Here is an 11,989-nt window from a genome sequence, read left to right as displayed (position 1 = left end):
CCATGTCCCACACCGCTCACATACGCAGCCACCGGAAACCCCGCCGCAGCGCGACGACAAGCATCGCCGTGCGCGCCGGAGTTGCCAGTGGCGTCCTCGGCATGGCAGCGGCGGGCGCGGCCTCGGCGAGTGCCGCCGAACCCGTGACGCAGACGCTCGAACTGCCCACCCTGACGGCCGATCTGGCCACCCAGGTGGCCCAGTCCGCCGACGCCACCCAGCAGGCCGCGGCGAACTACGCGCTCCAGGCCGAGCGCGACGCGGCCGCCGCAAAGGCCGCGAAGCAGGCCAAGTCGGACCTCGCCGAGGCGAAGAAGAAGGCCGAGGCCAAGAAGAAGGCCGAGGAGGCGCGCAAGGAGGCCGCTGAGCGCGCCGCCTCGCGCAGCGCCGAGCGGACCACGCTCAGCGCCACCTCCACCAGCTCCAGCGTCTCCACGAGCACCTCCACGGCGACCGGTTCGGCCGCCGCAGTGGTCGCCTTCGTGAAGGCACAGATCGGTGACGCCTACGTCTCCGGCGGCACGGGCCCCAACTCGTGGGACTGCTCGGGTCTCGTCCAGGCCGCCTTCAAGTCGGTCGGCGTCAGCCTGCCGCGCGTCTCGCAGGACCAGTCGACGCAGGGCACCCAGGTCTCGCTGAGCGACCTGGAGCCCGGCGACATCCTCTACTGGGGCAGCTCCGGCAGCGCGTACCACGTGGCCGTGTACGTCGGTGACGGCATGTTCGTCGGCGCGCAGAACCCCTCCAGCGGCGTCGGAGAGCACCCGCTGTCGTACGACCCGCCGACCGGCGCGGTGCGGGTGCTCTGACAACGAGGGCAACCCGGGACAACCCGAGGCAACTCGGGCATCGCACAAGCACGGTAGGGCCGCAGCCGCTCGGGGGCAGCGGCCCTTCCGGCATATCCTCACGCGACGGCCGCCGAGGTTATCCACAGGCCTGCCCGCGATCCGGCGACTCCTGGGATCCTCGATGCATGCCGCTCGCACGGAGCGGTCCGAGACCCGAGAAGGGGACATCGCGATGCCACGCGTCTTCGTCCAGGGAAACCCCGTGGACCACTACCCCCGTCACGCCCCCGAGGCCCGGCGCGGTTCGGTGCGCCGGATCACCGAGACCGGTGAGGAGGTCCTGCACAAGCCGTGCCGGGACGTCACGGAGTTCGGGCCCGACCTCGCCGCACTCATCGACGACATGTTCCTCACGATGTACGTCGCCGAAGGAGCCGGCCTCGCGGCCAACCAAGTCGGGGTCGATCTGCGGCTGTTCGTGTACGACTGCCCCGACGACGACGGTGTCCGACATGTCGGGCACATCGTCAACCCCGTGCTGGAGATGCAGGGCCCGGCCGGGCGGCGGCTGCTCGACGACAGTGAGGGCTGCCTGTCGGTGCCGGGTGCCGTCATGGAGGTACCGCGCCCTGACCGGGCGGTCGTCCACGGGCAGGACAAGGAAGGCAATCCGCTCACCCTTGAGGGAACAGGGTATTTCGCCCGCTGCCTCGCGCACGAGACCGACCATGTGAACGGACGCGTGTATCTCGACCGGCTCTCCGGGCGGGAGCGCAAGGAGGCACTGCGGCAGGTGGCGGCCCGGCGGGAGGAGGTCTACGCCCGCAGAGCCGCCAACGCCGAGGCGCTCACCTCGTAGCGGCGCTCACGCCTTCGGGGCCACCTTGCTCAGGCCGTTGATGATGCGGTCCATCGCGTCACCGCCGGTCGGGTCCGTGAGGTTCGCCAGGAGCTTCAGGGTGAACTTCATCAGCAGCGGATGGGTCAGGCCGCGCTGGGCCGCGATCTGCATGACCTTCGGGTTGCCGATGAGCTTCACGAAGGCACGGCCCAGCGTGTAGTAGCCGCCGTAGGTGTCCTTGAGGACGCGCGGGTAGCGCTGCAGGGCCGTCTCGCGCTGGGCGGGCGTGGCCCGCGCGTGCGCCTGGACGATGACGTCGGCGGCGATCTGGCCGGACTCCATGGCGTAGGCGATGCCCTCGCCGTTGAAGGGGTTCACCAGGCCGCCGGCGTCGCCGACGAGGAGCAGGCCGCGCGTGTAGTGGGGCTGACGGTTGAAGGCCATGGGGAGGGCGGCGCCGCGGATCGGGCCGGTCATGTTCTCCGGGGTGTAGCCCCAGTCCGCGGGCATGGAGGCGCACCAGGCCTTGAGGACCTCACGCCAGTCCAGTTCCTTGAAGGAGTCGGAGGTGTTCAGGACGCCCAGACCGACGTTGGAGGTGCCGTCGCCCATGCCGAAGATCCAGCCGTAGCCGGGCAGCAGGCGGTCCTGGGCGCCGCGGCGGTCCCAGAGCTCCAGCCAGGACTCCAGGTAGTCGTCCTCGTGGCGAGGGGAGGTGAAGTAGGTCCGGACGGCCACGCCCATCGGGCGGTCCTCGCGGCGGTGCAGACCCATCGCCAGGGAGAGGCGGGTGGAGTTGCCGTCGGCGGCCACGACGAGCGGCGCGTGGAAGGTGACTTCGCGCTTCTCCTCGCCCAGCTTGGCGTGCACGCCGGTGATCCGGCCGGTGCGGTCGTCGATGATCGGGGCGCCGACGTTGCAGCGCTCGAAGAGGCGGGCGCCCGCCTTCTGCGCCTGGCGGGCGAGCTGTTCGTCGAAGTCGTCGCGTTTGCGGACCAGGCCGTAGTCGGGGAAGGAGGCGAGATCCGGCCAGTCCAGCTGGAGGCGGGTGCCGCCGCCGACGATGCGCAGGCCCTTGTTGCGCAGCCAGCCGGCCTCCTCGGAGATGTCGATGCCCATGGCGACCAGCTGCTTCACCGCGCGCGGGGTGAGGCCGTCGCCGCACACCTTCTCGCGCGGGAACTCGGTCTTCTCCAGCAGGAGTACGTCGAGACCGGACTTGGCGAGGTGGTACGCCGTCGTGGAGCCGGCTGGCCCCGCGCCGACGACGATGACATCGGCGGTGTTTTCGGAGAGGGGCTCGGTCACGGCGGGGGCTCCCCAAGGCTCGAAATCTGCGTGCCGACCGGCACTGGACATGGGCAGTCTATTCAGCGGTACTGATCACCCGGCTGAAGGGCTGCCCCTGTGAACCGAGCTCTCCCCGCGGTACGGCTTCGTGTGCCCACGCACGAGGACGCGTTCGTCTGGTACCGGGTCTTCGACGACCCGGACGTCATGGAGTTCCACGGCGGCAGGTCCGCGGAGCTGTCCGTCTACGAGGAGCTCACCGCCCGGCAGCGCCGGCACGACGCGGAGCTCGGGTTCTGCCTGTGGACGATGGCCGACGAGTCCGGTCGGGTCATCGGCTTCACCGGCGCCCAGCCGTGGCCGCAGGAGTGGGGGCCCAGGGGCGAGATCGAGATCGGCTGGCGGCTCGGCAGGGAGTACTGGGGCCAGGGATACGCGACGGCGGCGGCGCTGATGACGCTGGAGCGGCTGCGAGCGGCGGGCGTGCCGAAGGTGGTGGCGATGGTGCGGCCGGGGAACGAGCGGTCGGTCTCGGTCACCCGCCGCCTCGGGATGGAACTCGCGGAGACGTTCCCGCATCCGCGGTTCCAGGAGGACGCGCTCTGCTTCCGGCTCGACCTGCAGGCCAGCCATGCGAGTGATAACTCAGAGTAACGATCTGTTACAGAAAGACACTTTGCGCTTCCGGGCGCCATACGCCGGGGGTTACCCTTCCAGTACCGCTGGGGGTGACATCTGTGCATATAACACCCAAAACACCCGAAGTGCGCGTGCCACGGCTGGTAGGGCTGATGGCCGTGGACGCGCGCGAGACCGCCCAGGCGCGGGGACTGTTCCTCAACGCGCCGGACCGGCCGGACTTCCATCTCACGGTCGTCGACTACGTCGTACGCCAGTTCCCGCAGCCCGGTGCCGAAGTGCCGCGGGACTCGATGGTGTACGTGTGGTTCGACTTCGGTGAGGGCGAGGGCGGCGGAGGCGTGCGCGAGCCACGCATCCCACGGCCACCGACGGGCGGGCTGCAACGGGAGCTGGACCGGCCCGGTGACACCTTCGAGGTGATCGGCGGGTGACGCCCGGGACGGTGTTCAGGCCTCCTTGAAGCCCCGGTGCAGGGCGACGACCCCGCCGGTGAGGTTGCGCCAGGCCACCTTCGACCAGCCCGCCTCGCGCAGCCGTCCGGCCAGCGCGGGCTGGTCGGGCCAGGCGCGGATGGACTCGGCGAGATAGACGTAGGCGTCCGGGTTGGAGGAGACCGCGCGGGCCACCGGGGGCAGCGCGCGCATCAGGTACTCGGTGTAGACGGTCCGGAAGGGCGCCCAGGTGGGGTGCGAGAACTCGCAGATCACCACCCGGCCGCCGGGCCGTGTCACCCGGTACATCTCCCGCAGGGCCGCGTCGGTGTCCTGGACGTTGCGCAGGCCGAAGGAGATCGTCACGGCGTCGAAGGTGTCGTCCTTGAACGGCAGCCGGGTGGCGTCCCCGGCGGTGAAGGGCATCCAGTCGGTGCGCCGCTTGCCGACCTGGAGCATCCCGAGGGAGAAGTCGCAGGGCACGACATAGGCGCCGGCCCGGGCGAACGGCTGGGAGGAGGTGCCCGTGCCGGCCGCCAGGTCGAGGATCTTCTGCGCGGGCCGCGCGTCGACCGCCCGGGCGACCTCCTTCCGCCAGTGCCGGTCCTGGCCGAGCGACAGCACGTCGTTGGTCAGGTCGTACCGTTCCGCCACGTCGTCGAACATCGAGGCGACTTCGTGCGGCTGCTTGTTCAGGGAGGCGCGGGTCACCTCGCCATTCTTGCAGCCCGCCGTCACGGCAGAAGCCTGGGCTTCTTCTTCGCCGCCACGTCCTCCACCCAGCCGCACAGCAGGATGAACACCGCGATCAGGATCCAGCCGACGCCGAACATGAACCACTGGCTGTCCAGCGGAAGCCACTTCTCGAACGCGGGCACGTTCCACATCCGGTCGATCAGCGGAACCGCCAGGATCAGTGCGATCTCGTGCCAGAGGTAGATCGTCACCGCGCGGGCGTTGAAGACGGTGACCGTCCGGTCCAGCCGCCGGAAGCGAGTCAGCCAGGCGAAGTCGATCCTGAAGTACGCCTTGGCCCACATCAGCAGCAGCACGAACCCGGCCGACCAGAAGGCCTGCGCGAGGGGGTTCTCGTCCAGGTCGTAGGTCCCGAAGCCGGCCTGGTGCGAGAAGGCGTACCAGCCGCCGTACCCGATCGCGGCGAGCGAGACGACGACCACCAGGGCCGGTTTCATCCGCTGGAGCACGCCGTCGCGGTGGGCGAAGCCGAGGATCCAGCAGAAGAGGTACGTCGACAGGTCCCACAGGGCGCTGCCGAGGCGGTTGTCCGGGCCCGACCAGACGAAGTTCAGGCTCAGGATCGGGACGAGCGAGAGGACGAGGACCGGGACGGGCGCCTTGCGGAAGATCCACAGCAGGGCCGGCGAGAGGAGGACGAACCAGAGGTACGTGCGCAGGTACCAGAGGATCTCCCAGGCCTGTTCGCCCCAGGCGTTGCCCGGCGGGTCGCCGAGCGGCACCACCCAGTAGACGATCTGCCAGCCCGGCATCCAGTCGTGGATCAGCATCGCGAGGACGACGAAGAAGCCCCAGAACCAGAACGGCGGGAGCAGACGGCGCAGGCGGCTCTTGACCACCTTCAGCGCCGGGCGCTCCAGCGACTTCGCCATCAGCGTGCCGGCCAGGCCGAACATGATGCCCATGGAGGGGAACACCATGCCGCACCAGGCCCAGCCGAAGGTGTGATAGGTGACGACACGGATCAGGGCGACCGCGCGGAGGGTGTCGAAGTAGCGGTCCCTGCCCCGTGGCTTGGGCCGCGGATCGGAAGCGGGTGCCGGTTCCTCGACAGGAGACTGCGGCTCGGGCTCCGGTTCCTGCGGTTCCACCGCCGGTAGCGGGGCCGTCTGCTCCGCTACCGGGGTGGGCCCGTAATCGACGTACTGCTGTTGCTGTGGGTACGGCTGCTGCGCGTACTGCGGCCGGCCGTACTGCTGCTGACCGTACTGCTGCTGACCGCCGTACGGGTCGTAGTCGTGGCCGTATCCCTGCTGGTACGGGTTCTGCTGCTGGTCCCAGGTCATCAGCTGCTCACCCCCGCCGGGGTGCCTACCTCGCCCGTGCGCTTGAGTTTCTGCCAGCGCAGGCGGCCGCCGGTGAGGGCGGTGATGCAGGAGTGAATGAGGACCAGGTACATCATCTGGCGGTAGGCCAGTTGCTGGAGCGGCATCATCAGGAGGTAGCGGTACCGCTCCTTGTCCAGGCGGAACGCATAGGCGGCGCAGCCGAGTTGGATGCCGAGGACCGCCAGCCAGGCCAGCAGGGCCGCATCGAAGTCGACGAAGATCATGGAGTAGGCCGTGAAGACGTCGATCAGCGGGGCGAAGACGGGCGTGACGATCTGGAAGAGCACCACCAGCGGCATGCCCACCCGGCCGAAGCGGCCCGACGGGCCCTTGTCCGTCAGGGACTTGCGGTGCTTCCACAGGGCCTGCATGGTGCCGTACGACCAGCGGTAGCGCTGGGACCACAGCTGTTTGAGCGAACCGGGCGCCTCCGTCCAGGCCTTGGCGTGCTCCTGGTAGACGACCCGCCAGCCCGCGCGGTGCATGGCGATGGTGATGTCGGTGTCCTCGGCGAGGGTGTCCTCGCTCATCCCGCCGACCTGGAGCACCGCTTCACGGCGGAACGCGCCGATCGCGCCGGGAATCGTCGGCATGCAGCGCAGCAGGTCGTACATACGGCGGTCGAGGTTGAAGCCCATCACGTACTCGATGTGCTGCCAGGCGCCGATGATCGTGTTGCGGTTGCCGACCTTGGCGTTGCCGGCGACCGCGCCGACCTCGGGGTCGGCGAAGGGCTGCACCAGGTGTCGTACGGTCTCCGGTTCGAAGACCGTGTCGCCGTCCATCATCACCACGATGTCGTAACCGGCGCTGCGAACACCGTTGTTGAGGGCGGCCGGTTTGCCGGCGTTCTCCTGGCGGATGACCCGGACGTTGGTCATGCCCAGCTTGTCGGCGGCGGCGCGGGCGATCTCCGAAGTGCCGTCCGTGGAGCCGTCGTCGACGACGATCACCTCGATCGGATGGGTGCTCTGCGCCAGCGACTCCAGGGTGTTGGCGATGCACTCCTTCTCGTTGTACGCCGGGACGATCACGCTCACCGGTCCGGTGACCGTCGGCCCCCAACTGAACCGGCGTTTGTTGCGCAGCCGGTAGTGGCGGCGGGCGATCAGCAGCATCATGCCGAAGCGGCCCATGACCGCGACACCGACGACGAGGAGCAGGACCGACAGCACCGGCAGGGCCCACTCGGCGACCGCGACCGCCACGAGGAGCGCCTTGCCCTCGTAGAGGGTCATGCCGGTGGCCGTGCGGTGGGCGGCCTGGAGGCCGGTGGTGAGGGGGTTGCGGTCGGTGTTGCTGTTGCTCTTGGCGGTGCCGGTGTTCGGAGTGCTCTCGCCGTTCGGCGCGGTCCCGGTCCCGGTTCCGGTTCCGGTTCCGGTTCCGCCGGGCGGGGTGCCGGTGCCGGTGCCCGTTCCCGTGCCGGTGAGGGCGCCGGCCTCGGCGACTCCCGTGGCGGACGTGCCGGCGGTGCCGCTGATGCCGCCGGCCGTCGTGGCGGACTGCCCGTTGCCCGTGCCCTGCTCCTGGATGACACCGCTGATGGTGGTGAAGGTGTAGCCCTTCGCCTTCATCTTCTTGATGTACTCCGGCAGCGCCCTGATCGTCTGCGAGCGCTCGCCGCCGGCGTCATGGAAGAGGACCGCCGCGCCCTTGTTCTTCTTCGGCGTGGCCCAGCTGATGATCTTGGAGACGCCCGGCTTCTTCCAGTCGTCGCTGTCGGTGTCGACGAAGACGCTGGTGTAGCCCTCCTTGCCGAGCTTCTGGTAGACGGGCCAGCTGTAGTTGTCGATGGCGTCCGTCTCCGAGGAGTACGGCGCGCGGAAGAGGGTCGTCGTGATCCCGGCCGCGCCGGCGAGCGCGAGCTGGGTCTGCTGCATCTCGCGGTTGATCCGGGCATCGCTCTGGTACGACAGGTCGACGTGCGTGAAGGTGTGGATGCCCACCTCGTTGCCCTGCTCGACCATGGTCTTCACGATGCTCGGGTAGCGCGACACCATCGAGCCGACCAGGAAGAACGTGGCCGGGATGTCGTACTGCTGAAGGATCTCGAGGACCTGTGGGGTGTAGGTGGGGTTCGGGCCGTCGTCGAAGGTGAGCGCGATGGTCTTGGAGGGGACCGAGACGGTGGTCGCCCGGCCGCCCCGGAAGGTGATGATCGGGCCGCCGTCGAGGACCTTGTCCGGCACCTTGCTGGAGCTGGCGCCGGTGCGGACCCGCTGGTCGCCGCCGACCTCTGCGCGCAGATAGCCGTCGAGCAGCATCACGCAGGTCAGCGCCAGCAGGAGCAGCAGGGCGAGGATGACACGTGGTTTCTGCAGCGCCGCGGCCCTGCCTGCCGCCCGCTCGATGCGGGAGGGGGCGCGCCTGCGGCCGCGTGAGGACGTCGGTGTAGTCATGGGAAAAGGGCCTGCGTTCCGGTCAGTTGGCGGTGGCGGAGGCGGACGCGGATGCGGATGCGGATTCGGATGCGGAGGCCGCTACGGGTGCGGCTACGGACGGGGTGGCGGCGGTCGAGGGCGGCGCCGAGGGGCGGCCGCTGGGCAGACCGGCCTGCCGGCCGATGCCGCCCTGCGGGCGCTCGCCACCGGGGGCGTTGCTCGCGCGTGCGAAGTCGGGGAGCAGCGAGTCCGGGGTGAGCGAGGTACCCCAGCCCATGAAGGCGGCGCCGAGCACGCCCGTGTAGGCGAGGCAGACGACGCCGAGGAGAAGGCCGACGCGGCGCAGCAGCTTGGACCGGCGTCCGGAGGAGTCGACGAACACGGGCCCCTCGGCAGACCCGTTGCCTTGTTTGCGGCGGCGACCGCGCGCCGCAGCGCGGCTTTCGATGGCAGGCTCGGATTGCATATCAGCGGATATTAGGGAGCCTTTATGTGATCGCCTTCGGGGTTCTTGTGAGGCGCCCATGAGAAACGCCTTGGCCTGTCTTTTCACTGAGAGATTGCCTGAACACCTGCGGGGGCTACCCGGGACGGGAAACTAGCTCAATACACCTTTTGCGTCGTCCTATTCGCCCGATTCACACCTTTTCTTCCATGAGTTTTCTGTGTATAGGTCGAACAGTTGAACACCATGTACGTGTGAGACGTTTTCCTTTGGAATCAGGGTTTGTTTCGACCCTGAGACACAAATCACGAGAGCTGGTGCATCTTAATGCGGGGTTTCCTGAGGCCGGCTGCTGGGCTTACCTGCCTGTTTGCCATGGCAGTGACGGGGTGTTCCTCGGGCTCCGCCGGCACGTCGGACGCGGCGCCCGCACCGTCGAAAGGCACATCGGGCACGTCAGGTACGTCAGTCACATCAGGTACGTCGAGTACGTCCTACGCGCCCTACGTCAGCGCGACGGAGGCCGCCGACACGGACGACGCGGGCTCACCGTCGACATACAACCTGGCCTTCGTGATCTCCGGCGGCAGCACTTGCACGCCGAAGTGGAACGGGACGACGGCGATCGGCAGTTCGGCCGTGAAGTCCCGTATCTCCAAGCTGACGCAGGACGGCGCCTCGGTCCGGGTGTCCTTCGGCGGGGCCTCGGGGAAGGAGCTGGCGACGACGTGTTCCAGCGCGTCGAAGCTCGCCGCGGCGTACGGTGCCGCGCTGGACGCCGCGGGCTCCACCCAGGCCGACTTCGACATCGAGGGCGACACACTGGCCGACGCCGACTCGGTCGCCCTGCGGTCCCAGGCGATCGCCCGGCTCCAGAAGGAACGGCCGGACCTGGAGGTATCCTTCACCCTGCCCGTGATGCCGTCGGGGCTCGACTCCGACGGCCTCGCGCTGCTGGAGTCCGCGAACAAGTACGACGTACAGGTCTCGGCGGTCGACATCATGACCATGAACTACGGCGAGTCGTACGACGGGGACATGGGCGACTACGCGGTCACCTCGGCGAAGGCCGCGCACACCCAGCTGAAGAAGGTGTTCGGTCTCTCGGACGCGGCGGCGTGGGGCGGGATGGCGCTGACCTCGATGATCGGGGTGAACGACGTGGACGGGGAGACGTTCACGCTGTCGGACACCGCCGATGTGCGCGGCTTCGCGGAGGAGAAGGGGATCGCCTGGGTCTCGATGTGGTCGACGTTCCGGGACCAGCAGTGTGAGAGCGGGAGTTCGGGGGACGACGACGCCGCGACCAACTGCAGTGGGGTGACCCAGAGTTCGGGAGCGTTCGGGGAGGCGTTCGCCGGGTGACGCTTCTTCGAGGGCGCTGCTAGCGCCGTCTGTGGACGAGACGCCCGGCGCAGACGGTCGCGATGCACGCCCCCGTCTCGTCGAACACGGCCAGGTCGGCTCTGGCTGTCTCGCTGAGCCGTGCCAGGCGCGTGCCGGGGAGTACGGCGACGTCGTTTCGCTCGGCCGCCGCCCGGAGTTCGGGGGAATCGGCGTACTCCTCGACGACGGCCGTCGCGCCCGACTTCATGACGGCGTGGACGCGTTCGCGTGCGGACGGGGCATCGGGGAGCGGGCCCTCGTGGACTCGGGCCGGGCCGAGGGCGCCCGGCCACCTGCGTACCCGTGCCCGCGGGAACCGCTCGCGGAGCTCCTCGTACGGCCCCACCGCGCCGATCCGGTCCTGTACGACGACCACGGCGCCGTTCTCGATCGGTTCGGAGTCCCAGGCGACGAAGACCCGGTCCGCGGCGTGAATCGTCTCCACGGTCCGGTCAGTTGGAGGTGAGGAGCTTCAGCTCCGGGTGCGCCGTCCCGCCCTCGATCGCCGTTGACGAGATGTGGGACATCACCCGCTCGTCCACCGGGTCGTTCGCCGGGTCGTCGTGGACCACGAGGTGCTCGTACGTCGTCGAGCGCTGCGCCGGGACGCGGCCCGCCTTGCGGATCAGGTCGATGATCTCCATGCGGTTGGAGCGGTGCTTGGCGCCGGCCGACGAGACGACGTTCTCCTCCAGCATGATCGAGCCGAGGTCGTCGGCGCCGTAGTGGAGCGAGAGCTGGCCGACCTCCTTGCCGGTCGTCAGCCAGGAGCCCTGGATGTGGGCGACGTTGTCGAGGAAGAGCCGCGCGATCGCGATCATCCGCAGGTACTCGAAGAGGGTCGCCTGCGTGCGGCCCTTCAGGTGGTTGTTCTCGGGCTGGTAGGTGTACGGGATGAAGGCCCGGAAGCCGCCCGTACGGTCCTGGACGTCACGGATCATCCGCAGGTGCTCGATGCGCTCGGCGTTGGTCTCGCCGGTGCCCATGAGCATCGTGGACGTGGACTCCACGCCCAGCTTGTGCGCCGCTTCCATGATCTCCAGCCAGCGCTCGCCGCTCTCCTTGAGGGGCGCGATGGCCTTGCGGGGGCGCGCGGGGAGGAGTTCCGCGCCGGCGCCCGCGAAGGAGTCGAGGCCGGCCTCGTGGATGCGGGTGATGGCCTCTTCGACCGAGACGCCGGAGATCCGGGCCATGTGCTCGACCTCGGACGCCCCCAGGCTGTGGATGACCAGCTGCGGGAACGCGTCCTTGATCGCCCTGAAGTTCTGCTCGTAGTACTCGACGCCGAAGTCGGGGTGGTGGCCGCCCTGGAACATGATCTGGGTGCCGCCCAGCTCGATCGTCTCCGCGCAGCGGCGCAGGATGTCGTCGAGGTCGCGGGTCCAGCCCTTCGCCGTGTCCTTGGGGGCCGCGTAGAAGGCGCAGAACTTGCACGCCGTGACGCACACGTTCGTGTAGTTGATGTTCCGCTCGATGATGTACGTCGCGATGTGCTCGGTACCCGCGTACCGGCGGCGGCGTACGGCGTCGGCGGCGGCGCCCAGCGCGTGCAGGGGGGCGTCGCGGTAGAGGTCGAGCGCCTCTTCCGGGGTGATCCGCCCACCGGCGGCGGCACGGTCGAGGACAGACTGGAGGTCGGCCTTCTCGGTCACCAGGGCGTCCCTTTCGTCAAGGGTTGTGGACAGACCCGGCCAGCCT

General features: G+C 69.1%; 12 protein-coding genes. 5 read left to right on the top strand and 7 right to left on the bottom strand.

The window, feature by feature from the left end; all coding sequences use genetic code 11:
- Positions 1 to 2: 2 nt before the first annotated feature.
- Together ABTY98_RS30880 and def are read left to right on the top strand one after the other, a co-directional pair.
- Positions 3 to 809 carry a C40 family peptidase gene (locus ABTY98_RS30880; RefSeq protein ID WP_352224348.1) on the top strand — a complete coding sequence of 269 codons (807 nt, stop codon included), beginning with the start codon at positions 3 to 5 and terminating at the stop codon, positions 807 to 809.
- Positions 810 to 1,023: 214 nt separating this feature from the next.
- Positions 1,024 to 1,650 (top strand): peptide deformylase, encoded by a 627-nt coding sequence (gene def / locus ABTY98_RS30875; RefSeq protein WP_352224347.1) that lies wholly within the window; start codon positions 1,024 to 1,026, stop codon positions 1,648 to 1,650.
- Positions 1,651 to 1,656: 6 nt separating this feature from the next.
- Here def and ABTY98_RS30870 read toward each other — a convergent pair whose 3' ends face one another.
- Positions 1,657 to 2,991: a geranylgeranyl reductase family protein gene (locus tag ABTY98_RS30870; protein WP_352224346.1), complete on the bottom strand. Its 1,335-nt coding sequence runs from the start codon at positions 2,989 to 2,991 to the stop codon at positions 1,657 to 1,659.
- 48 nt (positions 2,992 to 3,039) lie between these two features.
- Here ABTY98_RS30870 and ABTY98_RS30865 point away from each other — a divergent pair, with 48 nt between their 5' ends.
- Both ABTY98_RS30865 and ABTY98_RS30860 read left to right on the top strand, forming a co-directional pair.
- Positions 3,040 to 3,576, top strand: coding sequence for a GNAT family N-acetyltransferase (locus tag ABTY98_RS30865; RefSeq protein ID WP_352224345.1), 537 nt, complete (start codon positions 3,040 to 3,042; stop codon positions 3,574 to 3,576).
- A gap of 110 nt (positions 3,577 to 3,686) precedes the next feature.
- Positions 3,687 to 3,995, top strand: a complete 309-nt coding sequence (locus tag ABTY98_RS30860) for a PASTA domain-containing protein (protein ID WP_352224344.1) — start codon at positions 3,687 to 3,689, stop codon at positions 3,993 to 3,995.
- A 15-nt stretch (positions 3,996 to 4,010) separates the two neighbouring features.
- Here ABTY98_RS30860 and ABTY98_RS30855 read toward each other — a convergent pair whose 3' ends face one another.
- From ABTY98_RS30855 to ABTY98_RS30840, 4 genes are read right to left on the bottom strand one after another with little or no spacing between them, the layout of a single operon-like run.
- The gene (locus ABTY98_RS30855) at positions 4,011 to 4,706 is read right to left on the bottom strand and encodes a demethylmenaquinone methyltransferase (protein ID WP_352224343.1); all 696 of its coding nucleotides are present in this window, start codon (positions 4,704 to 4,706) and stop codon (positions 4,011 to 4,013) included.
- Positions 4,707 to 4,729: 23 nt separating this feature from the next.
- Complete coding sequence (locus tag ABTY98_RS30850; RefSeq protein WP_352224342.1) at positions 4,730 to 6,037, bottom strand: acyltransferase family protein; 1,308 nt, start codon at positions 6,035 to 6,037, stop codon at positions 4,730 to 4,732.
- Positions 6,037 to 8,478 carry a bifunctional polysaccharide deacetylase/glycosyltransferase family 2 protein gene (locus tag ABTY98_RS30845; RefSeq protein ID WP_352224341.1) on the bottom strand — a complete coding sequence of 814 codons (2,442 nt, stop codon included), beginning with the start codon at positions 8,476 to 8,478 and terminating at the stop codon, positions 6,037 to 6,039. The genes ABTY98_RS30850 and ABTY98_RS30845 overlap by 1 nt, the downstream gene beginning before the upstream one ends.
- Before the next feature lie 22 nt (positions 8,479 to 8,500).
- The gene (locus ABTY98_RS30840; protein ID WP_352224340.1) at positions 8,501 to 8,842 is read right to left on the bottom strand and encodes a hypothetical protein; all 342 of its coding nucleotides are present in this window, start codon (positions 8,840 to 8,842) and stop codon (positions 8,501 to 8,503) included.
- Positions 8,843 to 9,232: 390 nt separating this feature from the next.
- Here ABTY98_RS30840 and ABTY98_RS30835 point away from each other — a divergent pair, with 390 nt between their 5' ends.
- Positions 9,233 to 10,270 carry a chitinase gene (locus ABTY98_RS30835; protein WP_352224339.1) on the top strand — a complete coding sequence of 346 codons (1,038 nt, stop codon included), beginning with the start codon at positions 9,233 to 9,235 and terminating at the stop codon, positions 10,268 to 10,270.
- A gap of 19 nt (positions 10,271 to 10,289) precedes the next feature.
- Here ABTY98_RS30835 and ABTY98_RS30830 read toward each other — a convergent pair whose 3' ends face one another.
- Positions 10,290 to 10,736 carry an imidazolonepropionase-like domain-containing protein gene (locus ABTY98_RS30830; RefSeq protein ID WP_352224338.1) on the bottom strand — a complete coding sequence of 149 codons (447 nt, stop codon included), beginning with the start codon at positions 10,734 to 10,736 and terminating at the stop codon, positions 10,290 to 10,292.
- Positions 10,737 to 10,743: 7 nt separating this feature from the next.
- Entirely contained in the window at positions 10,744 to 11,943 is a 1,200-nt protein-coding gene (mqnC, locus tag ABTY98_RS30825; protein ID WP_352224337.1) for a cyclic dehypoxanthinyl futalosine synthase, read from the bottom strand.
- Between the last annotated feature and the right edge of the window lie 46 nt (positions 11,944 to 11,989).

This window comes from Streptomyces sp. NPDC096040, from assembly GCF_040303265.1.
Lineage (GTDB): Bacteria > Actinomycetota > Actinomycetes > Streptomycetales > Streptomycetaceae > Streptomyces.
This window is presented reverse-complemented; position numbering and strand designations above follow the sequence as displayed.

What these genes read in the sequence shown, in the direction of transcription:
- ABTY98_RS30880 (WP_352224348.1), top strand. Translation starts at nt 3, where the DNA reads ATGTCCCACACCGCTCACATACGCAGCCACCGGAAACCCCGCCGCAGC.
- ABTY98_RS30870 (WP_352224346.1), bottom strand. Translation starts at nt 2,991, where the DNA reads ATGTCCAGTGCCGGTCGGCACGCAGATTTCGAGCCTTGGGGAGCCCCC.
- ABTY98_RS30835 (WP_352224339.1), top strand. Translation starts at nt 9,233, where the DNA reads ATGCGGGGTTTCCTGAGGCCGGCTGCTGGGCTTACCTGCCTGTTTGCC.
- def (WP_352224347.1), top strand. Translation starts at nt 1,024, where the DNA reads ATGCCACGCGTCTTCGTCCAGGGAAACCCCGTGGACCACTACCCCCGT.
- ABTY98_RS30850 (WP_352224342.1), bottom strand. Translation starts at nt 6,037, where the DNA reads ATGACCTGGGACCAGCAGCAGAACCCGTACCAGCAGGGATACGGCCAC.
- ABTY98_RS30845 (WP_352224341.1), bottom strand. Translation starts at nt 8,478, where the DNA reads ATGACTACACCGACGTCCTCACGCGGCCGCAGGCGCGCCCCCTCCCGC.